This is a genomic window from Hymenobacter rubripertinctus, from assembly GCF_003583925.1.
GTDB lineage: Bacteria > Bacteroidota > Bacteroidia > Cytophagales > Hymenobacteraceae > Hymenobacter > Hymenobacter rubripertinctus.
In genome coordinates, this window is record NZ_QYCN01000012.1 from 84,442 (window position 1) to 107,163 (window position 22,722).

The window sequence follows — 22,722 nt, forward strand, 5'->3', positions numbered from 1 at the left end:
TAATCAAACAAGCTTCTGATGCACAAAACACCGATTTCCCTGGCCTCCGGATATGGCAATTTCGTGGTGCCGGCCGCCGCCACCCGGGCCGCCACCGATTTGCTGGGCAGTGGTTTGCTCGAAGTGCTGCCCGCCGCCGGTTCCGAGGCCCTGCGCACGGCCCTGGTGGCCCCGGCCCGGCCCGCCGGCGCGGGGCCGTTGAGCGCCGATAACGTGGTGATTACGCCCGGTGCGAAGGCGGCCCTGTTTGCCCTGCTGAAAACCGTGCTCCGCCCCGGCGATGAAGTGCTGCTGCCCACGCCCAACTGGTTCGGGTTTGCCGCGCTGGTGGAACAGGCCGGCGGCACCCTGCGCACCCTGCCCCTGGACCCGGCCGATGACTACGCCCTGCGCCCCGACCAGCTCCGCGCCGCCCTGTCGGACCGCACGCGGGTGCTGCTGTTTTCGAACCCCAACAACCCCAGCGGCCGCCTCTACCGCCGCCCCGAGCTGGCCGGGTGGCTCACCGTGACCCGGGACTTCCCGGACCTGTTCGTGCTCAGCGATGAGATTTATAACCTCATCAACTTCGAGGCGGAACCCACCCCGTCGCTGCTCGACTTCCCGGACCCGCACGGCCGGCATTTGGTCGTGAACGGGTTCAGCAAGTCGCTGGCCCTGATTGGGTGGGGGGCGGGCTACCTGGTAGCCCCGGCTGCCGTGGCCCGCGCCTGCGCCGAGTGGCAGCATGCCACCGGCTGCGCCGTGCCGGCCCCCACCCAGACGGCGGCGCTGGCCGTTACCCGGCAGGCCCCCGCAATAGCCGCCGAACTGCTGGCCCAGCTCCGGCCCAACCGGGCACGGCTGCTCGATTTTCTGGCCGCCCAGGCCGCCATTCCGCCCGCTCTGCCCACGGCCACCTACTACGCCTACCCCGACCTGCGCGCCTACCTCCGCCCCGACCTGCCGCCCGCCGAAGCCGCTGCCGGCCTGCTAAACCGCCTCCGCCAAGCCGGCGTGGATGTGGTGGACGGTACCGGCTGCGGCACCCCCGGTTTCGCCCGTATTTCCTACGCCGTTTCCGAAGCCGACCTCACCGAAGCCCTCCGCCGTCTGGGTGGGGTGCTGGGTGGGGCGAATGGATAGATGGGGGATTGGGTAGATGGGGGAACTGTCGCCCAACAATTCCCTCATTTCACCGCCCACCAACTCGTACCTTTACGGCTCATTTCGTTGCCGCCGTATGTCTGCTACCCCGTTTCGTTCCCACCTCCGGCCCACGCTGGCCTTGGCTTACCCCGTAATGCTGAGTCAGCTCGGGCACGTGCTGGTGAACGTGGTGGACAGCATGGTGGTGGGCCAGACGGGCAAGGTGCCGCTGGCGGCCGTGTCGCTGAGCGTGAGCGTGAGTACGGTGGTGATGGTGCTCGGCCTGGGCCTCACGATGGGCATTACGCCTTTGGTAGCCGGGGCCGACGGCCGCCGCGACGTGGCCGGCCTGGGCCGCCTTCTGGTAAACGGCGTGTGGCTGAGCGCGGTGGCCGGGCTGGTGCTGGCGGCCCTCGGTCTGCTGGTGCCGCTGGCTTTGCCCCACCTGCGGCAGGCCCCGGCCGTGGTGGCGCTGGCCGCGCCCTGGGTGAAGGTGATGTTCCTGTCGTTTTTCCCGCTGATGATTTTCCAGGGCTTCAAGCAGTTTGCCGAGGGGCTGGGCCTCACCCGCCAGGCCATGTTGCTTTCGGTGCAGGCCAACCTGCTGAACGCGGTGCTCTGCTACGGCTTCGTGTTCGGGAAGTTGGGGCTGCCGGAGCTGGGCATGATGGGCGCGGCCTGGGCCACGCTTATAGCCCGCGTGCTGATGGCCGTGCTCATGGCCGCCTACGTGCTGCGGGCCGCCCGCCTGCGCCCCTACCGCGAAGCCGCCGCCCTCAACCCGCGCCCCGATGCGGCCGGGTTGCGCCGCCTGCTGAACCTGGGCGCGCCCATCGGGGTGCAGATGACCTTCGAAATGGGTGCCTTCAGCTTCTCGGCCATCATGATTGGCTGGCTGGGGGCCACCCAGCTGGCCGCCCACCAGATTGCCATCAACGTGGCCTCCGTAACCTACATGGCGGCCAGCGGCATCGGGGCGGCGGCTACCATCCGGGTGGGCAAGTTTTTCGGAGCCCACGATGCCGCCGGTGCCCGCCAGGCCGGCCTGATGGCTTACCTGCTTACCCTCGGCTTTATGGGCCTGATGGGGCTGGTGCTGGTGCTGGCCCGCCACGCTATTCCGCACTACTACAACCACGACCCGGTAGTGGTGGCCCAGGCGGCCAGCCTGCTGCTGGTGGCCGCCGCATTTCAGATTTCCGACGGCTTGCAGGTGGTGGGCCTGGGTGCGTTGCGGGGGCTGGAAGACGTGAAGGTACCCTCAGTGGTGGCCCTGCTGGCCTACTGGGCCGTGGCCCTGCCCCTGGGCTACGTGCTGGGCTTCTGGCTGCACTGGGGCGCATTGGGCGTGTGGCTGGGGCTGCTTACCGGCCTTTCGCTGGTGGCCGGGGTGCTGCTGCTGCGCTTCTACCGCTGGCCGGTGCTGGCCTCCGCCGTCGCCACCGTGAACGAACCCGCCCTGGCCCTGCGTTAACCCAGCGAGCAACGCCGCAACAAGTGCGGCGGCTTCTTTATTTCGCTTCCGTTCAGCCCCATATGTCGCTTCCGTTTGCTCCCATCTGGCTCCTGAGTCTGTTCTTTCCCGTTACCAACCCGTCCGTGGCCCAGGTAACGCCGCCGGCCCCGAAGCTGGAGTGGCACGCCGACCGGCTTCTGACCTGGGACGACTTCAAGGCCCGCCCCAATACCGACCGCCTGGAGGCCCTCACGTCTTCGACTATTGATGCCACCATCGGCTGCATCGACTACGCGTTTTCGGGGCAGGTGCGCGCCGTATTCACACCTTCCGAGTCGTGGGTGCGCAACGCGGCCCGCGCCACCCCGGCTCTGTTGCGCCACGAGCAAGTCCACTTCGACCTGACGGAAGTACACGCCCGCCTGCTGCGCCAGAAGCTCACGCTCATCAAGTTCGACTGCCTGCACCTGCAACCGGCCTTCAACAACCTCACGAAAGTGGCCTTCCTGACCTGGCAGCGCGACGAAGCCAAGTACGACCAGGAAACCAACCACGGCCTCAACGCCCCCAAACAGCAGGAGTGGGACCAGAAAACCCAGCAGCGCCTCCAGGCCCTGGCCGCTTACGCGAAGTGAGTTTAGAAGGCAATGACTTTAAAAGTCAGCAAGTCTACGCTATGCGGTTCAGGCAGAAGACAGGGTACTATTTACGGCCTGTTCACTTTCTGACTGCTCAACTTATTACCTTCTAAACGCATGATAACCTGGGCTGATTTCGAGCGGATTGACATCCGGGTGGGCACGATTGTGGAGGCCCGCGAATTTCCAGCGGCGCGGCGGCCGGCCTATCAGTTGCTCATTGATCTGGGACCCGAAATCGGCCTGAAAAAGTCCAGCGCCCAGCTCACCCACCACTACCAGCCCACCGATTTGCCTGGCCGCCAGGTGCTGTGCGTGGTCAACTTCCCGCCCAAACAAATCGGGCCTTTCCTCTCCGAAGTGCTGGTTACCGGCGCGCCGGATGTCAACGGCCACATTGTGCTGGCCACCCTCGCCGCCCCCCTGCCCAACGGCAGCCGCCTGGCGTGAAGGAGTAGAACTGTCATTCCGACGCAGGAGGAATCTGGGTCAGGTCGTTGAACAGCACCGTTCGAAGATTTGCCCCAGATTCCTCCTGCGTCGGAATGACAGTTTCCTTACCGATGCTCCGGCGGGGCGTCGGCGGGTTTGCGGCGGGCTTCGCGCTGGGCCAGGCTGTCGACGACCGTTGAATAGATGCCGTCCAGGTCCTGGTTGTGGGTGGCGTAGTAGCGGTAGCTCTGCATGAAGGTCGAGTCCGTGACCTCGAACTGCCAGTAGATTTTCTTCTGCTCCTGCCGGAACAAGGCCCGGGTGGAGTCCAGGGGCAGGCCCGAGCCATCGGTGCGGGCCTCCAGCGTGTGCAGCTCCACCAGCAGGCGCACCATCTTCTCCGAATCGATGAGCTGGGGCGGGGCGGGCACTTCTTCAGACTTCTGGCAGGCGCTAACTCCCAGAGCGAGGGCGCTTAGGACCGTGAGCAGGAAAATGGAATGTCGTTTCACGGGGGCAAAGTTAGGCGGATGCCGTAGTTTAGTCGGAATGAAAGCCGCCGATTCTCCTTTTCAGCAACTTGTGCGCCGGCTCCGGCAGATGGAAATCCGCATTCTGAAGGCCGTCGACGCGCAGTTGCAGGGCAATTTCCACTCCGTGTTCAAAGGTACCGGACTGGAGTTCGACGACGTGCGCCTCTACCAGTACGGCGACGAAGTGCGGGCCATCGACTGGGCCGTGTCCAGCAAGGGCCACGGCACGTTTGTAAAAACCTACAAAGAGGAGCGCGAGCAGCAGGTGCTGTTACTGCTCGACGTGAGTGCGTCTCAGCAAGTGGGCGCGGCCGGCCGGCGCAAGCTCGACGTAGCCCGCGAAATCTGCGGGGTGCTGGCCCTGGCCGCCGCCCGCCAGGACGCCCAGCTCGGCCTCCTGGCTTTCTCCGATCAGAAGGAGCTTTACCTGGCCCCCGGCAAGGGCACCAACCACGCCTACTCGCTCATCAAGCGGCTGTTTGCCCTGGAGCCCCACAGCCGCCAAACGGCCGTGGCGGCCGGCATCAAGCAGGCCCTGGGGCTGCTCAAGCGCCGCACCATCGTGCTGCTGATTTCCGATTTTATTGATGCCGAGTACGAGCGGGAGCTGACCATGCTGGCCCGCAAGCACGATTTGGTGGTGATGCAGCTCCTCGACCAGCGCGAGCGGGAGTTTCCGCCCCTGGGCATCATTCCGCTCCACGACCAGGAGTCGGGGCGCACGGTGTGGGTGAACACGTCGTCGGCATCGTTCCGGGCCAGCTACCGCGCCACCTACGAGCAGAACCGGGAGCAAATCGGCCAGATCTGCCGCCGCCACCGCACCGAATACCTCTCCATTGCCACCGACACCGACTTCATCCCCCAGCTGGTGAACCTGTTCCGGCGGCGTAACCAGCGCGGCAGCCGTGGGTAAGCCCCTTTTGCCAACGATGCCCGGCGGCGCGCGCGGCGGATGGCTGGTGGCCCTGCTGCTGCTGCTAGTGGCCGGCGCGGGTTCGGCCCAGGCCCAGAATGGCTTGCCGCTCGATTCGGTGCCCCGGGGCCGGTTCCGGCAGCCTACGGTGCGGGTGGGCGAAATCGTGGAGTACGAGCTGAGCTCCCGGCACGCCCCCCGCCAGGAGGTCATCTTCCCCGACTCGGCCGCCGACTTCGCGCCCTTCGAATACGTGGGCCGCCGCTACACCCCCACCCGCACCCGCCAGGGCCGCAGCCTCGACCAGGCCACCTACCGCCTGCGCACCTTCCGTCTCGATTCGGTCCTGACCCTGACGCTACCCGTCACGGTGCTGCGGGGCCGCGATACGCTGCTCGTGCCCACGGCCCCGGCCAGTATCCGGCTGGTGCGCACGGCGCCGGCCACGCCCATATCCGGCCCGCCGGTGCTGCGCCAGAGCCTGGCGTTGCGGCCCGTGCCGGCCCGGTTCAACTACCCCTACTGGCTGGCGGGGCTGGCGGGCGGACTGCTGCTGGCCGGCGGGCTGGTGCTGGCCTTCCGGAGCCGGCTGCGCCAGCGCTACCGCCGCTACCGCCTGCGTAAGAACCACGTGTACTTCCTGGCCCAGTACGCCCGCCATGTGGAGCGTTTCACCCTGTCCCGCTCGCTCACCAACATGGAGCGCGCCATCACGCTCTGGAAAAACTACCTCTCCACCCTCGAACACACCAACATCACCAGCCTGACCACCCGCGAAATCGTGGCTCGCTACCAGCACGATGCCGATGTGCGCCTGGCCCTGCAACTAGCCGACCGCGTCATCTACGGCAACCTGTTCACCGAAGACGACACCGAAACCGACCTCGCCTTCGTGCTGCTGCGCAACTTTGCCGAACGCCAGTACGCGGAGGTAAACGCGTAAATTGTCATTCCGACGAAGGAGGAATCTGGCTAAGTCATTGAACAGTATCACAACGCTCTGAGCCAGATTCCTCCTTCGTCGGAATGACAGTCCATCTATTCAACCATTCAACCACCTCATGCCCGATTTGCTGACTGCGGCCTTGGATAGTGTGCGGTATGCCACGCTGGCCAGCTACAGCTGGGAGCAGCCGCGCCTGTTGCTGCTGCTGCCGCTGCTGCCGCTGCTGTTCGTGCTGCGCTGGGCGCTGGCGCGGCGGCGGCGCTCGAAGCTGGGCGTGGCCTTCGTGGCGGGCCGAGTGCCGCGCGACTGGAGCACGGGGCTGCGCTTCTTGCCCGATATGGTGCTGGTGCTGAGTTTGTGCTTCGGGGTGGTGGCCCTGGCCCGGCCCCAGCGCGTGGATGAGCGCGTGGTGCAGACCGGCGAGGGCATCGACATTCTGCTGGTCCTGGATGTGTCGGGTTCCATGGAATTGCAGGATCTGCGGCCCAACCGCCTGGAGGCGGCCAAGCGCGTGGCCCTGGAGTTCCTCCACGGCCGCCGCGGCGACCGGGTGGGACTGGTGGTATTTGCCGGCGACGCCTACTCTCTGGCCCCGCTCACCACCGACTACGAGCTGCTGCGCGAAAACATCGAAAGCCTGCGTCTGGGTATGATTCCTAACGACGGCACGGCCATCGGCACGGCCCTGGGCGTGGCCACCAACCGCCTTCGCGACTCGCCCTCGCACACCAAAGTGTGCATCCTGCTCTCCGATGGCGAAAACACGGCCGGCTCCCTCGACCCGCTTACCTCGGCCCAGCTGGCCCACGCCTACGGCCTCAAGCTCTACACCATCGGGCTGGGCCAGGACGGCACCGTGCCCTTTTTCACCGAGGCGTCCGGCCAGACCCGCTTCGTGGAAACCCGCCTCGACGAAACCACTATGCGCCAGATTGCCCAGGCCGGCGAGGGCCGCTTCTTCCGGGCCACCGACAACGCCGGCCTGCGCCAGATTTTCCAGCAGATCAACCGCTACGAGAAGTCCGAAATCAAGCAAACCCGCTACCGCAACACCCAGGACTACTACCGCCTCTACCTGTTCTGGTGCCTGGGCCTGTGGCTGGTCTGGCTGGCCCTCAAAAACACCTTCCTCACCAACGCGCTGGAGGACTAAACCGCTGATTCGTTCACGCTGTTCCGGTGCTGAATTTGGCCCTTGGAGCAGAACCCGGGGGAACTTGGGCGGTTGTTGAGCTAACCAAAACAGGGTACCGTTTCATCCGTTGCTGACGCTGCATTCAAAAATCGGCAGCAGCAGCAAAAAATCTGTGAAAATCTGTGATTAAGGACAACCTGCACCGCATCGAGCAAACCCTGACCGGCACCAATGCCCGGCTGGTAACCGTGACCAAAACCCACCCCGTAGAAGTACTGCGCGAGGCCTACGAGGCCGGAGCCCGCCTTTTCGGCGAGAACCGGGCCCAGGAAATGGCCGCCAAGCAGCCCGAGCTGCCCGCCGACGTGGAGTGGCACCTCATCGGCCACCTGCAAACCAACAAGGTCAAGTACATTGCCCCCTTCGTGCACACCATCCAGAGCATCGACAGCCTGAAACTGCTGCTCGAAATCGAAAAGCAGGCCGCCAAGTCCGACCGGATTATCGAGGGCCTGCTCCAATTCCAGATTGCCGACGAGGATACCAAAACCGGCCTCAGCCTATCCGAAGCCGAAGAAATTCTGGGCTCCGCTGAGTACCGCGCCCTGCGCCACGTGCGCCTGACCGGCGTGATGGCCGTGGCCACCAACACAACCGACGAGGACCAACTGCGCCGCGAGTTTCGCCAGCTGCGCGGCTACTTCGACAAGCTTAAAAGCCTCTATTTCGCCGATGAAGACACGTTCCGGGAAGTATCGATGGGCATGAGCTCCGACTACCCGCTGGCCCTGCGCGAAGGCAGCACCCTGATTCGGGTGGGCAGTGCTATTTTTGGGAGCCGGTAACCGGACCCGCATCGTACGGAACCTGCCGTCCACGCAGCTGAATCCCCTCTATCCGAGTGCTAGTCTAGCTCGTCTGGCTCCCCCTCTCCTTTTCGGAGAGGGGGCCGGGGGGGAGGTAGCGCGTTGAACAAAGCGACAGGAAGGCTTTAGCCACCCACCAAAAAACCAAACACCAAAAACCACCTGCCATGACTGCTCGCATCATTATTCAACTGGCCGCTATGCTCGGCGCTCTAAGCGTGGGCATTGGGGCCTTCGCAGCCCACGGGCTGCGCAAGAGTCTGGAAGCCGCCGGGCGCTTCGAGACGTTTGAAACGGCCGTGCGCTACCAGTTTTTTCATACGCTGGCGCTGCTGGGCATTGGGCTGCTGCTGCTGGCGCGGCCCGAGCTGCGGAGCCTGAGCACCGTGGCCTGGCTGTGGCTGGGCGGCATTCTCGTGTTCAGCGGCTCGCTCTACGTGCTCTGTCTGACGGGCATCACCAAACTCGGGGCCGTTACGCCCATCGGGGGCGTGCTCTTCATTGCCGGCTGGATTGTGCTGGCGCTGGCCGCCCGCCAGCTGTAGGGCAAATTCTGCGCTTCAGCCACAAAAAAAGCGCCTCCCGGTTTGGGAAGGCGCTTTTTTTAGTAGCAATAGTTGCCGCCTTACGACTTCTTCTTGACCTTGATTTTCCGGTCGTCCATTTTGACTTTCTGCTTGCCGTCGGGCGCGTCGCTGTTCACGGCGGCTTCGGCGGCGTTGGCGGGAGCGGCGGCCTGCAAGGTGGCACCGACTTCCTTCACATCACCCACCAACGATACCATGGCGTTGCCGCTGGCCGAGTTCGACTCGATGGTGAGCACTTTGTTCTGGATTCCCATTTTACCGGCCGAGTTGAATTTGGCGGTAATGGTGCCGCTTTTGCCGGGCATGATGGGCTCCCGGGTCCAGTCGGGGGTGGTGCAGCCGCAGCTGACGCCGATGTTGGAGATGACCAGCGGCTGGGTGCCCACATTCTTGAACTTGAAGGTATGGTCCACGATGTCGCCGGTGTGAATGGCGCCGAAGTCGAACTTCATTTCCTCGAACTGAATCTGCGGGCCGGCCACTTTGGCCTGGGCATTGGCGGGCTGTACCGACTGAGCCTGAACACTCAGGCCCATCACCGACAGCGAGAGGGCCAGAAAAAGGACTTTTTTCATGATGCGGACATATAAAAGACGGTGAAAAGTAAGCAAAAATCCGGGGCTGTTCCCGCAGCCAAGTTTCGGGCCAGGTTGGCGGCCGGCTGCGGTAGCTGGCACAACTAGCAACACCCGCCCGGGCCGTTCTGGTTCAGCCCGGCCCTACTCCTCGGGCTCGTCGCCGATGAGCTTTTGGTTGAAGTTGAGCAGAAACAGCTTCTCGGAGGAGCGCGTGATGGCCGTGTAGAGCCAGCGGGCGAATTCGGAGTTCACCATCTCATCCTTCAGGTAGCCATGATCCACGAACACGGCCTGCCACTGGCCGCCCTGGGCTTTGTGGCAGGTAAGGGCGTAGGCGAATTTCACCTGCAAGGCGTTCAGGAACGGGTCTTTGCGCAGGGCCGCGCTCCGGTCTTTCTTGGTGGTGAGGTGGTCGTAATCCTGGCCCACCGCCTCGTAGAGGGCCTTGTTGCGGTCGGCGGGCAGGGCCGGGCTTTCCGTGTGCAGGGTGTCGAGCAGCAGCTTTACTTCCAGGTCGGGCTCGTCGGGATAGTCCACGAGGCGCACGCGGGCATCGGCGAAGCGGAAGCCGAACTCCTCGGTAGTCCGGATGATTTTGACCACCTGCACGAAGTCGCCGTTGGCCAGGAAACCGATGTCGGAGTCCTTGGGCAGCCAGTAGTAGTTGTTGCGCACCACCATCAGGTAGTCGCCCGACTCAATCTCGTCCTCGGCCTCGAACAAAATGCGCCGGATATACTGGTTGTACTGGTTGGCGTTCTTGTTGGAGCGGCAGATGATGGTGCTGTTCTCGTGGCCGAAGTTCTTATAGGCCCAGCGCAGGCCGTCTTCGAGCTTATCGGTGCCCATCGAGAAGATGTCGGGGTAGCCTTTGGTGAAGAACTGAATGCGCGGATTATCCTCGCGCAGCTCCTCCCGCAGCACCGTGGCGTTCATCAGAATGCCCGACTCCTCGGCCTGGCGCATCACCTGGCGCAGCTCCACCGAGCCCACCTCGGCCCGGAACCGGTCGCGCAGCAAGTCGGGGTCGAGGGCGGGGCTGAGCAGCTGGCCCACCGGCGGCAGCTGAGCGGTATCGCCAATGAAGAGCAGGCGGTTGCTGGGCTTCTCGAACACGAAGTTCATCACGTCATCGAGCAGCCCGTTCACCCCGAAGGCCTTCTCATCGGAAATCATGGAGGCCTCATCCACAATGAACAGTGTGTCCTGGGCGCGGTTGGGCTGGCGCTGAAACGTGAGGCCCTGGGAAGGCGAACCGCTGGTCTGGCGGTAAATTTTCTTGTGGATGGTGCTGGCCGCCACGCCCGAGTAGGTGCTCATTACTTTGGCGGCGCGGCCGGTGGGGGCCATCAGCACGTATTTGCGGCCCATCTGGTGCAGAAACTGCACGAGCGCACTCACCACGGTGGTTTTGCCGGTGCCCGCGTAGCCGCGCAGCACAAATGCCTTGCGCCCCGGCAGCGCATCGCCCAGAAACCCATCGAGCTGCCGGAACAGCGTGGCCTGGTCCTCGGTGGGCTCGAAGGGAAAGTAGTCGCGGATGGAAGGAGTTCTGACGGTTAGCATACGGGGCAAAGGTACCGCTTCTTTGAGCTGATAGCTGAAGGAACGTCATTCAGAGCGCCGCGAAGAATCTCGCGTGGAAATCGTCAGGGTATTCCTCCTATCGTCAGCACGCGAGATTCTTCGCGGCGCTCTGAATGACGTTCCTTGAGCTAACAGCTATCAGCTCAAGAGTGGGGCTCAATCACGGCCATCGTGGCGGTGGCTTTGGCAATCAGCTTGTCGTCGCACCACACCTCCGACTCGCAGAAGTGCAGGCGGCGGCCGGCCTTGAGCACCCAGCCCACGGCCCGCAGGCGCTGGCCCACGCCGGGGTGCAGGTAGCTGGTTTTGAGCTCCACCGTGACCACGCCCGTACCTTCGGGCACGAGGGTAACGGCCGCGAAACCGGCCACTAAGTCGGCCATGGTGGCCACCAGCCCGCCGTGGGCGAAGCCGGTGTGCTGCTGGTGCTGCCGCTCCAGGGTCAGCTCGGCCTCGATGCGGCCAGGCTCGATGCGGGTGAGGTTGGCCCCGATATGGTGCATGAAGTGCTGGCGAACGAGCTTGCGGCGGATGCGGGCTTCGAGGGATTCGGAGGATTCAGGCGTTGTCATGACGCGAAATTGGCGTTTTTTGGGCGAGGCTGCCCCATAAGCCGGGCGACGAAGGCAAATATCGGGGGCCGATGGGGCGTTCTACTTTGCGTACCGTAGCTTTGCTCACCTTCCAGCCCGCTCGCCTATGACTTCGTTTTCCTCTTCCCAGCCCAACGAATTGCTGCAAGCCTACGCCGGGCTGGCCCGGGTGCGGGTGTGTGGCCTGCTGGTGCGCGAGGGCACGCTGCTGCTCACCGCCCACCGGGGCCTGCTGCCCGATGCGCTGCCGTTCTGGTCGCCGCCGGGTGGGGGCTGGCAGTTTGGCGAAACGTTGCAGCAGGGCTTGCAGCGGGAGTTTGCCGAAGAAACCGGCCTGGCTGTGCGCGTGGGCCGCTTCCTGCACCTGCACGAGTACCGGGAACCGGGCTTGCAGGCGTTGGAGCTGTTTTTTGAAGTAACGCCCCTCGACGCCCAGGCCCAGCCCCAACTCGGCCGCGACCCCGAACACGGCCCCGACGAGCAGCTGCTGACCCACCTTGAATTCGTGTCGCCCCGGCAGCTGGGCCGGCTGCTGCCCCAGCAGGTGCACCCGGTGCTGCGCGACCTGATCAGCACCGACGACGTGTTCATCCCCCAGACGCGGTTTCAGTAGCGGGCCGCTTTTGTATCTTTAGCGGCCGAAACGGTGCCTGAGTGCCGGGGCGGCCTTTTTTCTGCCTTTCCCTTTCTTTGCTTATGTCGTCCACCGTTCCTGCTGCTTCTCTGGCCCCGGCGGCCCTGCACCGCCTGCGCGATGAAACGCTGGACCCCGGGCAGCTGGCGGCCTACAACCTCTACCTCACGGCCGGCCCCGCCGGCCTGCGCCTGGGCGTGGCCGATGTGCAACGCAATAAGTTTCTGGTCCTCGAAGAGTACGCCGCGCCCGAAGCCGGCACCACGCTGGCCCAGCAGGTGCAGGCCCTGGCCGCCGAACACGATTTGCTGGGCCGCCCCGGCTGGAACCGGGTGCGGCTGGCAGTGCACAACCGCGCCTTCACGCTGCTGCCCGCCCCCCTGTTCCGCCCCGGCGACGAAACCGCCTACCTGCGCCTGCACCACGCCCTCGATGGCCAGCACGAATCGGTGCACGCCTACACCCACAAGGGCCTGGATGTCGTGAGCCTGTTTGCCGCCGAAAAGCCCCTCACCGACTGGTTTGCGCGCACCTACCCGGCCGGCCGCCTCGTGCACCGCACCAGCGCCCTGCTCCAGGGCGTGGTGCAGCAGAGCGAGCAGAACGGCCCCGCCCGGGTGTACCTGAGCATTGGTCCCCAGCAGCTGACGGTGCTTGTGATGCGGGGTAAGCGGCCGGAATTCTGCAACGTGTTCCCCTACAGCACGCCCGAAGACCTGATTTACTACACCATCCTGGTGATGCAGGAACTCCAGCTCGACCCCGACCAGGACCTGGTGATGGTGTGGGGCGACCTGATGCACGATTCGGAGCTGTTTACCATCCTGCGCAAGTACATCCGCAACCTGCGCTTCGGCAACCGCCCCTTCGACCTCAGCTACAGCTACCGCCTCAACGACCTGTTCGAATACCGCTACTTCGAGCTCTTCGCCCTCCACCTCTGTGAGTAGATGACATAGTGAGGTGGTGAACTGGTGAGTTGACGTGCGGGAAAGCTGCTTGCGCGCTATGCACTATTGGCACCTTAGCTCAATTCGCGCCACTCACGCAGTCGGGTCCTCCGCACGTCAACTCACCAGTTCACCACCTCACTATTACACCGCATGCGCATTGCTCTGTTTCCCGGCTCTTTCGACCCTTTTACCAACGGCCACCTCGATGTGGTACGGCGCGGCACGGAGCTGTTCGACGAGGTGATTATTGCCATCGGCAACAACAGCAGCAAGCAGCGCTACCTGCCCGTAGAGCAGATGATGGAAATGATTGAGGGCGTGTTTCAGGACGAGCCCCGGGTGTCGGTGCAGGCTTACAAGGGCCTGACGGCCGACTTTGCCCGCGAAACCGGAGCCCGGTTCCTGTTGCGCGGCCTGCGCAACACCACCGACTTCGAGTACGAAAACACCATTGCCCAGGCCAACCGCCACGTCAACCCGGCCCTGGAAACCGTGTTTCTCATCACCTCCCCCGCCCTGGCCGCCATCAGCAGCACCATCATCCGCGAAATTCACCGCTTCGGGGGCAACGTCGATGATTTCGTGCCTTTCGCGCTGCCCTCCTACCCGGGTCAGGCGTAGCCGGCCGGTAGCTGCTGGCGGCCAGCCCCCATTACCCCGCTGACCACAACAATAACCTGGTGGTTGTCTCGTTCTCTTCGCCTGGCGGCCGTCCCGCACTACCTCGCCCTGATCCGGGACGGCCTGGGCCTGACTCAGGAGCAGCTGGCCGGGGCGTTGGGCATTTCCCGGCACCTGGTTACCAAGATAGAAGCCGGCCAGCGGGTACTCCCCGCGTCGGCCGGCCAGGCGGTGCTCTGGCTGACGCAGGCCCTGCCGACGGGCCGTTTGCCCGCGCCCCTTCTGTTGCCCCTACCCCCCACTGGCCCGCTACCAGCCCGCGCGGGGGCCGTGGCCTACGAAATTCAACGGCTCAGCCGCCAGCTGGCCCGCGAGCTGGTGGGGGTCCGGCGCGCCACCAACTGGCTGCGGGCAGCTCCGGCCCTGGGGGCAACCCTGCCGCCGGCAGCGGAGCGCCAGCAGCTCTGGCTGGCGGCCACCACGGCCGAAGCCGAAGCCGCCCTGGCAACCAGCGGCAGCCCGGCCCGCCAGCAGCTGCTCGAAGCCCGGCTGGCGGGCCTGCGGGCCGAGGCCGCCGCCCTGGCCGCCTACCTGAACCCGTGAGCGTACGCGCGCCGAGGTAAGGCGCTACGGTAGTGCCAGCAGAGCGGCACAGCGGCAGAAAAGAGGATTCGTTGCGGCTAAAGCCCCCACGAAACGGCATTATCACGCAACACTGTGTGCGGCCCACCCGGGCTTTTGCCGGCGACACCAGCCCCAACGAAAAGCCCCCCCGAGACACTCCGTTAAGAGAAGTTCGGGGGGGCTTCTGCCGGTGCGCGCCGACCTACTTGCGGTCTACTACGCGCATACCGATGATTTCGCGGTTGTTGCTGGGGTTGGCCACGGGCAGCACCATGTAGTTGGGGGCGGTGAGGCTCAGGTTGGCCCGGCGCAGAATTTCATCCTCGTCGCTGCCTACCACTACCAGGTCGCGCACTTTGCGGCTGCGGGCGTTGAAGGTGGCAACAATGGTCAGGCCGTTCTGCTCGAAGGTATTGATCCAGTCCTGGCCCTTGGTGGATTGCATCTGCTCGGCGGTGGGCTCCAGACCAATTGCCTGCTCCTTGCTTTCACGGGGAGCGCCCAGCTTGCGCCGGACCTGGTCGATGTTGCGACCCATCAGGTCCGGCAGGTCCACGGTGGCCATTCGGGCGGCTTCCACACTGCCCGTGGTAGGGTTGCCACGCTCGGAAGCAGTCTGGGAACCGCTACAGGCAGCAGTGCCGGCTAGTAATACAAAGGCAGCGTAACGGAACGGGTGCATAGACGGGGGGGTTGGAGGGAAAAAATCAGGCGGTTGGTTCCTCCTGACTGACGACGGGCTGCTGGCCAGCCATTTTGCTCAGGTAATGGCGCACCACCAGGGCAATGCTGGCGTAGGATGCTTCCAGCACGTCAAGCGCTTCCTGGGGCGACATCCAGCGGACTTCCTCAATATACTCTTCGGCCTGGGGCTTCATGCGCGAGTCGTCGAGGCAGCGCATGATATACCAGTTCGTTTTTTTCAGGATTTTGTTGCCGTTGTAGGCGTACGAGTGCCAGGTGCTGGGCAGTTTTTCGCCCAGTTCCACCTGCACGCTGCACTCCTCCTCCACTTCGCGCAAGGCACCCAGGGCCGGATCTTCGTCCTTCTTGAGCTTGCCCTTGGGCAGGTCCCACTTGCCGAGGCGGAAAATCATCAGCACCATACCGTCCTTTTCCACTAAGCCGCCGGCGGCTTTCACAATCCGGAACTGGTCTTTGAGGTGGAGGATGAGGCGCTTTTTTTTGCGGGCCAGCAAGGTGAGGGAGGTCAGTTTTTTCAACTTTTTCACCTCCATCAGGCGCAGCAGCCGATCCACAAACACATCCGTCACGTCGCGCACCAGCACGTCGCCCACCAGATCCTTGGATATAAACTCATCCTCGGGGTTCAGAATCAGGTCGTACTTGTGCTTGTAAATCTTTTCGCTGTTTTTTTTGATAATCAGCGGAATATCGTTGATGAAAACGTTCATCGCGGGGTAATCTGGAGGACGAAAAGGGACTGAGGCGGGTTGCCGTAAAGCACAGCATATTTCCCCGGAAACGAAAGCGGCCGGGGGCCGGGCAAGATACGGGATGTGAACGGTTGTGTTGTATAAGGGCCGCCAGCACCAGTCGTTCCGTTCGCTCCGCTCCCCCTCTCAGCCTTTACCTTCGCCCCATGAAAAAGATTGGCTTGCTCTCCGACACCCACGGCTACCTCGATGCCCGCATCCGGCACCACCTGCGCGACTGCGACGAAATCTGGCACGGCGGCGACTTCGGCACGGCGGCCGTGGTGGAGGAGCTGGCCCAGCTGGCCCCGCTGCGGGGCGTGTACGGCAACATCGACGGGCGCGACGTGCGCCTGACCCAGCCCCTGGTGCAGTGCTTCGAGGTGGAGGGCCTGCGCGTGCTCATGACCCACATTGGGGGCTACCCGGGCCACTACAGCCCCGCCGGCCGCGCCCTGGTGGCGGAACACCGGCCCGGCCTGTTCATCAGCGGCCACTCCCACATCCTCAAAGTCATGCCCGATAAGGCCCGCCACCTGCTCCACCTGAACCCCGGCGCGGCCGGCCGCCACGGCTTCCACACGGTGCGCACGCTTCTGCGGTTTGAGGTGGAAAACGGCAAGGTGCAGCAGCTGCAAGCCGTGGAGCTGGGCAGCCGGGGCAGCGAGGGCAAGGGCGAATGAGCCAACAGCGCCCACCCAGCGCCCGGACCACGGCTTGCCGCTTCGCTCGGCGGGGCAATTGCCCTGCTCCCGCCCGTTGCTTCAATAAAAAAAGTGCCTTCCCCAGCGTGGGAAAGGCACTTTTGTGAAGGCTGACTTAAAAACCCACCGACGCCGGGACGGGGTAAGCCAGGGGAAGCACTGCTTAGGCAGCGGCTTCGGTTTTGGCTTCGCTCTTACCGAAGCGGGACTTCAGTTCGTCGAGGTCCACGTTCTTGAGAACGGGGGTCAGGAGGAGTTGCTTGATGATGCGCTGCTTGTTGTTGGCGCGAGCAATGTTTTTGCGGTGCTTCCGCTTCAGACGGGTAACGCTCATTTTTCCGGGTCGGTTAAAGTCTTCTTGTAAATGAGGGGCAAAAGTAACGACTAAATTTGACACCGGGAAACCTTTCCCGATTTTATCCCTTCTTTCGTCCATGACACACTCCGTAATCGACCTGCGTTCCGATACCGTTACCCGTCCCACCCCGGCCATGCTGGAGGCCATGTTCCGCGCCGCCGTCGGCGACGACGTGTACGAGGAAGACCCCACCGTACGGGCTCTGGAGCAGGAAACGGCCGCCCGCTTCGGCCTCGAAGCCGGCCTGTTCTGCCCCTCCGGCACCATGACCAACCAGATTGCTATCAAGGCCCACACCGAGCCGATGAGCGAAGTTATCTGCGAGCAGACGTCGCACATTTATTTGTGGGAAGTGGGCGGCATTGCCTTCCATTCGGGGGCTTCGGTGGCCTTGCTGGCCGGCGACCGGGGCCGGCTGACGGCCCCGCAGGTGGAGGCGGCCATCCGGCCCGCCAACGTGCATTACCCCATTACCCGCCTCATCTCGCTCGAAAACACCCACAACCGGGGCGGCGGCAGTTGCTACGCGTTTTCGGAGCTGGCAGCGGTGGCTGAAGTGGCCCGCCGCCACCAGCTGCCCCTGCACCTGGACGGGGCCCGCATCTTCAACGCCCTGGTGGCTACCGGCCAGGACGGGCGCGAGTACGGCCGCCTGTTCGATACCATTTCGGTGTGCCTGAGCAAGGGGCTGGGCGCGCCCGTGGGTTCGGTGCTGCTGGGCAGCCGGGCCTTCATCGAGAAAACCAAGCGCATCCGCAAGGTGATGGGCGGGGGCATGCGCCAGGCCGGCTACCTGGCCGCGGCCGGCCTTTACGCCCTGGAACACCACGTGGCCCGCCTGGCCGACGACCACCGCCGGGCCAGGGAACTGAGTACCGCCCTAACCGCCTGCCCCCACGTGGCCGAGGTGCTGCCCGTGGAAACCAACCTCGTTATCTTCCGCCTCCACGACCAGCAGCCCGCCGCCGCGTTTCTGGCCCACCTGAAGCAGCACGGCATCCGGGCCACCTCGTTCGGCCCCCAGCTGATCCGGTTCGTGACCCACCTCGACGTGGACGACACCGTGCTGGCCCGCGTGGAAGCGGCGCTGGCGACGCTCTAGGCCGGGCAGAAAGCCCGGCTACGGCTGGGCTTTCTGCCGCTAATTCGCGTCTTTTACGGAATCAGTCCTCTTTTGCCCCCGCATGGAATTATACAATACGCTGACGTTACTGCTGGTCATTGCCGCGGCTTTCGGCTACATCAATCATCGTTTTCTGCGCCTGCCCTCCACCATCGGCCTCATGGTGCTGGCCCTGGTTTCGTCGCTTATCGCCATTGCACTGGGCCGGCTGGGGGTGCCCTGGCTGCTGACGGCCAGCAAGCTGGTGCGGGGCATCAACTTCCACGATGTGCTGATGGAAGTGATGCTGAGCTTCCTGCTTTTTGCCGGGGCCCTGCACGTGGATGTGCGCACGCTGGGCAAGGAACGGGGCTCGGTGGCCGCTATGGCCGTGGCCGGCACGCTGCTCTCCACCCTGATTGTGGCCGTGAGCACCTACTACGTGCTGCCCCTGTTTGGCATCGCCACCCAGTTTATTTACTGCCTGCTGTTCGGCGCCCTGATTTCGCCCACCGACCCCATTGCCGTACTCGGCATTCTGAAGCAGGCCAAAATCAGTAAAAACCTGGAAATCAAAATCGTGGGCGAGTCCTTGTTCAACGATGGCATTGCGGTGGTCGTTTTCGCCAGCCTCTACGAAATTGCCATCTACGGCACCGACAAAGCCACGCCCGCCCTCATCGGCAAGCTGTTTTTGCAGGAAGCCCTGGGCGGCGTAGTGCTGGGCGTGGCGCTGGGCTACGTGACGTACTGGGCTTTGCGCACCATCGACAACTACAAAGTGGAAGTGCTCATTACGCTGGCCCTGGTGATGGGCGGCACGGCCCTGGCTTCGCAGTGGCATACCTCGGGGCCGCTGGCTATTGTGGTGGCCGGCCTGATCGTGGGTGATAAAGGCCGGGAGAAGGGCATGTCGGACCTCACCCGCGAGTACGTGGACAAGTTCTGGGAGATGCTCGACGAGATTCTGAACGCCGTGCTCTTCGTGCTCATCGGCCTGGAAATGCTGGTGCTCGATATCAGCAACACGGTGTTGCTGGTGGGTGTGATTTCCATTTTCCTCACCCTGCTGGCCCGTCTTATTTCGGTGGCCCTGCCCCTGAGTCTGCTCAAGCACTACTCCGATTTCAACGCCCCTACCCTGCGCGTGCTGGTCTGGGGCGGCCTGCGCGGCGGCATTTCGGTGGCCCTGGCCCTGTCGCTACCCGATACAATGCCCCGCGACCTGATTGTGGGGGCCACCTACGTAGTGGTCGTGTTCAGCATCATCGTGCAGGGCCTCACCATCGGCCCGTTGGTGAAAAAGCTCGGCCTGAGCACCGAAGCCGAGCCGGGTATGCATTAATTGTTAGCTGTTAGCGAAGGAATATCACTCCGAGCGAAGAACCCCGCATGCTGGTGGTGCAAGGCCAGCTATTCGGCTACCTCACGCGGGATTCATCCGCTTCACTTGGCATGACGTTCCTTCGCTAACAGCCAAAGCCAAAAAAAAATGGATCTATTCGTTATCGGCGATGTGCACGGCTGCCAGCACACGCTGCGCGAGGTGGTGGGGCACTGGCGGCCCGCCACCGAGCTGCTGGTGCAGGTGGGCGACCTGATAGACCGGGGCCGCTTTGCCCCCGAGTGCGTGGAGCTGGCCCGGGAGCTGGAGGCCGCCCACCCCGGCCGGACGGTGTTTCTGCGGGGCAACCACGAGCAGGAAATGCTCCGCCACTACGGCCCCCAAGGGCCCAACCCCCGCTGGCTGACCTGGGGTGGCGACGCGACCGTGCAGCAGTACCAGGGCCGCCGCACCCTGCTACGCGAGCACCTGCTCTGGCTGGAACAGCGCCCGTTGTGCTGGCAAAACGAGCACCTGCTCATCAGTCACGCCGGATTTGCCAACACGCTCAGCCCCCTGGACCCCGAAGACCCCGACGGCGTACTCTGGCGGCGCGGCCCACTGCTGAACCTGGGGCGGCGGCAGGTGGTAGGCCACACGCCCACGCCCGCCGGCGAAACCGTTTTCGACCCCGTCGCCAACGCCCTTTACGTGGATACCGGGGCCTACCTGGGCCAGTACCTGACGGGCGTGCGCCTCTCGGCCATCGGGGAGCTGCTGGCCGAGTTTCCGGTGCCCACCTCCCGCCTCGATATTGCCCTGGTGTAGCCCCGTTTTTCTGCGCTTCCGCCCATGTCTGCCGCCCCCCCTACTACCCCTGAAGCCGCCCTGCGCCACCTGCGCGCCGCCGACCCGGTGCTGGCCCGCCTCATTGCGGCGGGCCGCCCCATCGTGCCCGCCGCCCACGAAGACCTCTACCTGGGCCTGCTGCGCGCCATTGTGAGCCAGCAGATTTCTACCAAAGCGGCGGCGGCCATCTGGCGCAAGTTCCAGGCGCTGTTCGCGCCCGAGGGCTACCCCGAGCCGGCGGCGTTGCGGGCTTTTTCGGATGAGGAGCTGCGCACGGCCGGCCTCTCGCGCCAGAAAGCGGGCTACCTGCGCGCCATTGCCGACTTCGCCCTCCAGGACCAGCTCGACCACGCCCACCTCAGCCAGCTCAACGAGGAAGAGCTGAGCCAGCACCTGACCCGCATCAAAGGCGTGGGCCGCTGGACGGCCCAGATGCTGTGCATGTTCGCCCTGGACATGCCCGACGTATTCCCGGAGGGCGACCTGGGCATTCAGAACGCCATGCGCCGTCACTACGGTCTGGAGGAAACCGGCCGCGCCCTGCTCCGGCGGATGCAGGAGCTGGCCGAACCCTGGCGGCCCCACCGTACCCTGGCCAGCAAGTACCTCTGGCAGTCGCTGGACGGATGAGTGGTTGTTGGTTGTTGGTTGTTGGTTGTCAGTTGTCAGTTGTCAGTTGTCAGTTGTCAGTAAAAGAACGTCATTCCGAGCGCAGCCGAGGAATCTCGCGTGCAATAGCACTCCTTGTGCTTGGTCATTTTGCTGGCGCAACGTCAGCACGCGAGATTCCTCGGCTCCGGCTACGCCTTCGCTCGGAATGACGTTCCTTTTCCCTGACAACTGACAACTGACAACCAAAAACCACGAACGCCTACCTTCGCGGGATGAAGACGATTCGCTTTCCGCATCCGCTGGTTTTATTGGTGGGGTTTATTTTGCTGGCCTGCCTGCTGAGCTACGTGCTGCCGGCCGGCGTGTTTGAGCGCCACCCCGACGTGGCCACCGGCCGCGACGTGGTGGTGGCCGGCTCCTACCACCGTGTGCCCGCCTCGCCCGTCAGCCCCCTCCAGGCCCTGGTGGATATTCCCAGGGGCCTGATTGATGCGGCGGCCGTGATTTTCCTGGTGTTTCTGGCGGGCGGGGCCTTCACCGTCGTGGACCTGACGGGCGCTTTGCGCCGGGGCGTAGATTGGCTACTGGAGAAGTTCCGGGGCCGCGAGGCAGTCGTGATTCCCATCATTTCGGTGCTGTTTGCCACCATGGGCGCGCTGGAGAACATGCAGGAAGAAATTGTGCCCCTGGTGCCGGTGCTGCTCATCCTGATGCGGCGCATCGGCTACCCCACCATTACGGCGGCGGCGGTCAGCATCGGCTCGGCGGCGGTGGGCGCGGCGTTCAGCCCCCTCAACCCGTTCCAGGTGGGCATTGCCCAGAAACTGGCCCAGCTGCCCCTGCTCTCGGGCGGCGGCTTCCGGCTGGTGTTCCTGCTGCTGGCCCTGCTCATCTGGATTGGCGGCACCGTCCGCCACGCCCAGAAGCACCGCGTAGCTCCCGAATCAGCCGTTTCTGCCGACCCGGGGGCGTTGGCGGCGGGCCGCAACCACGGCATCGTGCTGGCGCTGCTGTTCGGGGGTTTCGCTTTCTTCGCCTACGGGGTGCTGAAGCTGGGCTGGGAGTTTGAGCAGATGGCGGCCCTGTTTTTCACCCTGGGCGTGGTGGCCGGGCTGGTGGGCGGCCTGGGCCTGACGGGCACCGCTGAGGGCTTCATTGCCGGCTTCCGCGACATTGCCTTCTCGGCCCTGCTCATCGGGTTTGCCCGCGCCATTTTCGTGGTCCTGGAGCAGGGGCAGATTGTGGATACCATCGTCAACAGCCTCTCGGCTCCGCTGGCGGGCCTGCCGGCCTGGGTAGCGGCCCTGGGCATGATGGGCGTGCACACGGCCCTGCACCTGCCCGTGCCCAGCGTGAGCGGCCAGGCCGTGCTCACCATGCCTTTGCTGGTGCCCCTCTCCGACCTCATCGGCCTCTCGCGCCAAGTGACGGTGCTGGCCTACCAGTACGGCGCGGGCCTGTGCGAACTCATCACGCCCACCAACGGTGCGCTCATGGCTATCGTGGCCGCCTGCGGTGTGCGCTTCGACGAGTGGTGGAAGTTCGTGCTGCCCCTCTACCTGCTGCTGCTGGCCCTGAGCGCAGTAGCCATCGTAGCGGGGATTCTGGTGGGCGTGTGAGGTGAGGTGGTATTTGGTGGCGTGGTGAGAGATGCTGTCATCCTGAGCGGAGCGAAGGACCTACTTACGGCAGCACCGCTCACCACGCCACCAAATCACTCACTCACCAACTCCTCTGCCTCAAACACGCGCTGCACTTTGCGCTTCTTCTCGACTAGCTGGAAGCGGAACGTATCGTCGGCTTCGTGGAAGAACACGTCGGATACGAGGCCCTGGTGGAGCGGCAGGACGGTGGTTTTCACCAGGTCGCCGAAGCTGAAAGCGGGCTTCTGGTGGATTTCCTTGAACAGCTCGGAGCTTACCAGGAACTGCTGCTCATCGTAGCGCAGGCTGATCCAGTCATCGGTTTCGTCAATCTTCTCGAACACTTTGCCCACCGGCTCCAGCCACTCGAAGGAACGGCGGTTGGCGGGATGGATGTAGCGGTAGCCGTAGTCGGGCGTCCAGGCGTAGAGGCCGAACACAACAGGTTTGGGTCGGGGCACGGAAAG

At 64.1% G+C, this 22,722-nt stretch carries 27 protein-coding genes; 19 read left to right on the forward strand and 8 right to left on the reverse strand.

The genetic code is table 11. The features are described from left to right. Positions 1–18 precede the first annotated feature (18 nt). The 4 genes from D0T11_RS09605 (at position 19) to D0T11_RS09620 (ending at position 3,672) form a co-directional block, all read left to right on the forward strand. A complete protein-coding gene (locus D0T11_RS09605) occupies positions 19–1,125 on the forward strand; it encodes a pyridoxal phosphate-dependent aminotransferase (protein WP_119655573.1) in 1,107 nt (368 codons plus the stop codon). Between the two features lie 97 nt (positions 1,126–1,222). Continuing rightward, on the forward strand, positions 1,223–2,602 hold the full coding sequence (locus tag D0T11_RS09610; protein ID WP_119655574.1) for an MATE family efflux transporter: 1,380 nt from the start codon (positions 1,223–1,225) through the stop codon (positions 2,600–2,602). A gap of 62 nt (positions 2,603–2,664) precedes the next feature. Next, positions 2,665–3,219, forward strand: a complete 555-nt coding sequence (locus D0T11_RS09615) for a DUF922 domain-containing protein (RefSeq protein ID WP_119655575.1) — start codon at positions 2,665–2,667, stop codon at positions 3,217–3,219. Positions 3,220–3,339: 120 nt separating this feature from the next. Beyond that, positions 3,340–3,672, forward strand: coding sequence for a tRNA-binding protein (locus D0T11_RS09620; RefSeq protein WP_119655576.1), 333 nt, complete (start codon positions 3,340–3,342; stop codon positions 3,670–3,672). 107 nt (positions 3,673–3,779) lie between these two features. Here D0T11_RS09620 and D0T11_RS09625 read toward each other — a convergent pair whose 3' ends face one another. Then, entirely contained in the window at positions 3,780–4,166 is a 387-nt protein-coding gene (locus tag D0T11_RS09625) for a DUF4296 domain-containing protein (RefSeq protein ID WP_147374591.1), read from the reverse strand. Between the two features lie 37 nt (positions 4,167–4,203). Between D0T11_RS09625 and D0T11_RS09630 the strand changes: the two genes are divergently transcribed. The 5 genes from D0T11_RS09630 (at position 4,204) to D0T11_RS09650 (ending at position 8,595) form a co-directional block, all read left to right on the forward strand. Continuing rightward, positions 4,204–5,103 (forward strand): DUF58 domain-containing protein, encoded by a 900-nt coding sequence (locus D0T11_RS09630; protein WP_119655578.1) that lies wholly within the window; start codon positions 4,204–4,206, stop codon positions 5,101–5,103. Continuing rightward, positions 5,096–6,046, forward strand: a complete 951-nt coding sequence (locus D0T11_RS09635; RefSeq protein ID WP_147374592.1) for a hypothetical protein — start codon at positions 5,096–5,098, stop codon at positions 6,044–6,046. Before D0T11_RS09630 ends, D0T11_RS09635 begins: the two co-directional genes overlap by 8 nt. Positions 6,047–6,164: 118 nt before the next feature. Continuing rightward, the gene (locus D0T11_RS09640; protein ID WP_245990708.1) at positions 6,165–7,202 is read left to right on the forward strand and encodes a vWA domain-containing protein; all 1,038 of its coding nucleotides are present in this window, start codon (positions 6,165–6,167) and stop codon (positions 7,200–7,202) included. A gap of 164 nt (positions 7,203–7,366) precedes the next feature. After that, complete coding sequence (locus D0T11_RS09645; RefSeq protein WP_119655580.1) at positions 7,367–8,029, forward strand: YggS family pyridoxal phosphate-dependent enzyme; 663 nt, start codon at positions 7,367–7,369, stop codon at positions 8,027–8,029. A gap of 188 nt (positions 8,030–8,217) precedes the next feature. After that, the gene (locus tag D0T11_RS09650; protein WP_119655581.1) at positions 8,218–8,595 is read left to right on the forward strand and encodes a DUF423 domain-containing protein; all 378 of its coding nucleotides are present in this window, start codon (positions 8,218–8,220) and stop codon (positions 8,593–8,595) included. An 80-nt stretch (positions 8,596–8,675) separates the two neighbouring features. Here D0T11_RS09650 and D0T11_RS09655 read toward each other — a convergent pair whose 3' ends face one another. The 3 genes from D0T11_RS09655 to D0T11_RS09665 form a co-directional block, all read right to left on the reverse strand. Continuing rightward, positions 8,676–9,212, reverse strand: coding sequence for a DUF1573 domain-containing protein (locus D0T11_RS09655; RefSeq protein WP_119655582.1), 537 nt, complete (start codon positions 9,210–9,212; stop codon positions 8,676–8,678). A gap of 144 nt (positions 9,213–9,356) precedes the next feature. Next, positions 9,357–10,781: an ATP-dependent DNA helicase gene (locus D0T11_RS09660; protein WP_119655583.1), complete on the reverse strand. Its 1,425-nt coding sequence runs from the start codon at positions 10,779–10,781 to the stop codon at positions 9,357–9,359. 164 nt (positions 10,782–10,945) lie between these two features. Then, positions 10,946–11,374, reverse strand: a complete 429-nt coding sequence (locus tag D0T11_RS09665; protein ID WP_119655584.1) for a PaaI family thioesterase — start codon at positions 11,372–11,374, stop codon at positions 10,946–10,948. Positions 11,375–11,501: 127 nt separating this feature from the next. Here D0T11_RS09665 and D0T11_RS09670 point away from each other — a divergent pair, with 127 nt between their 5' ends. From D0T11_RS09670 to D0T11_RS09685, 4 genes are all read left to right on the forward strand, one after another. Continuing rightward, positions 11,502–12,008 (forward strand): NUDIX domain-containing protein, encoded by a 507-nt coding sequence (locus D0T11_RS09670; protein ID WP_119655585.1) that lies wholly within the window; start codon positions 11,502–11,504, stop codon positions 12,006–12,008. 83 nt (positions 12,009–12,091) lie between these two features. After that, entirely contained in the window at positions 12,092–12,979 is an 888-nt protein-coding gene (locus D0T11_RS09675) for a DUF3822 family protein (RefSeq protein ID WP_119655586.1), read from the forward strand. A gap of 153 nt (positions 12,980–13,132) precedes the next feature. After that, positions 13,133–13,603, forward strand: coding sequence for a pantetheine-phosphate adenylyltransferase (gene coaD, locus D0T11_RS09680; protein WP_119655587.1), 471 nt, complete (start codon positions 13,133–13,135; stop codon positions 13,601–13,603). Between the two features lie 63 nt (positions 13,604–13,666). Continuing rightward, positions 13,667–14,206, forward strand: coding sequence for a helix-turn-helix domain-containing protein (locus D0T11_RS09685; RefSeq protein ID WP_182888323.1), 540 nt, complete (start codon positions 13,667–13,669; stop codon positions 14,204–14,206). Positions 14,207–14,429: 223 nt separating this feature from the next. On the opposite strand, the gene D0T11_RS09690 is transcribed toward D0T11_RS09685, so the two are convergent. Continuing rightward, a complete protein-coding gene (locus tag D0T11_RS09690) occupies positions 14,430–14,909 on the reverse strand; it encodes a hypothetical protein (RefSeq protein ID WP_147374593.1) in 480 nt (159 codons plus the stop codon). Between the two features lie 25 nt (positions 14,910–14,934). Beyond that, the gene (locus D0T11_RS09695) at positions 14,935–15,642 is read right to left on the reverse strand and encodes an NUDIX hydrolase (RefSeq protein WP_119655590.1); all 708 of its coding nucleotides are present in this window, start codon (positions 15,640–15,642) and stop codon (positions 14,935–14,937) included. Positions 15,643–15,830: 188 nt separating this feature from the next. On the opposite strand from D0T11_RS09695, the gene D0T11_RS09700 reads away from it, so the two are divergent. Then, positions 15,831–16,346 (forward strand): metallophosphoesterase family protein, encoded by a 516-nt coding sequence (locus D0T11_RS09700; protein ID WP_119655591.1) that lies wholly within the window; start codon positions 15,831–15,833, stop codon positions 16,344–16,346. A 184-nt stretch (positions 16,347–16,530) separates the two neighbouring features. On the opposite strand, the gene D0T11_RS22505 is transcribed toward D0T11_RS09700, so the two are convergent. Then, the gene (locus D0T11_RS22505) at positions 16,531–16,701 is read right to left on the reverse strand and encodes a hypothetical protein (protein WP_176900016.1); all 171 of its coding nucleotides are present in this window, start codon (positions 16,699–16,701) and stop codon (positions 16,531–16,533) included. A 100-nt stretch (positions 16,702–16,801) separates the two neighbouring features. Between D0T11_RS22505 and ltaE the strand changes: the two genes are divergently transcribed. From ltaE to D0T11_RS09730, 5 genes are all read left to right on the forward strand, one after another. After that, complete coding sequence (ltaE, locus tag D0T11_RS09705; RefSeq protein ID WP_119655592.1) at positions 16,802–17,827, forward strand: low-specificity L-threonine aldolase; 1,026 nt, start codon at positions 16,802–16,804, stop codon at positions 17,825–17,827. 82 nt (positions 17,828–17,909) lie between these two features. After that, complete coding sequence (locus D0T11_RS09710) at positions 17,910–19,172, forward strand: cation:proton antiporter (protein WP_119655593.1); 1,263 nt, start codon at positions 17,910–17,912, stop codon at positions 19,170–19,172. A 147-nt stretch (positions 19,173–19,319) separates the two neighbouring features. Beyond that, on the forward strand, positions 19,320–19,979 hold the full coding sequence (locus tag D0T11_RS09715) for a metallophosphoesterase (protein WP_119655594.1): 660 nt from the start codon (positions 19,320–19,322) through the stop codon (positions 19,977–19,979). Positions 19,980–20,003: 24 nt separating this feature from the next. Next, positions 20,004–20,630 (forward strand): DNA-3-methyladenine glycosylase family protein, encoded by a 627-nt coding sequence (locus D0T11_RS09720; RefSeq protein WP_119655595.1) that lies wholly within the window; start codon positions 20,004–20,006, stop codon positions 20,628–20,630. A gap of 254 nt (positions 20,631–20,884) precedes the next feature. After that, entirely contained in the window at positions 20,885–22,231 is a 1,347-nt protein-coding gene (locus D0T11_RS09730; protein WP_119655597.1) for a YfcC family protein, read from the forward strand. A 95-nt stretch (positions 22,232–22,326) separates the two neighbouring features. On the opposite strand, the gene D0T11_RS09735 is transcribed toward D0T11_RS09730, so the two are convergent. Next, positions 22,327–22,716, reverse strand: coding sequence for a DUF6960 family protein (locus D0T11_RS09735; protein ID WP_147374594.1), 390 nt, complete (start codon positions 22,714–22,716; stop codon positions 22,327–22,329). Positions 22,717–22,722 lie beyond the last annotated feature (6 nt).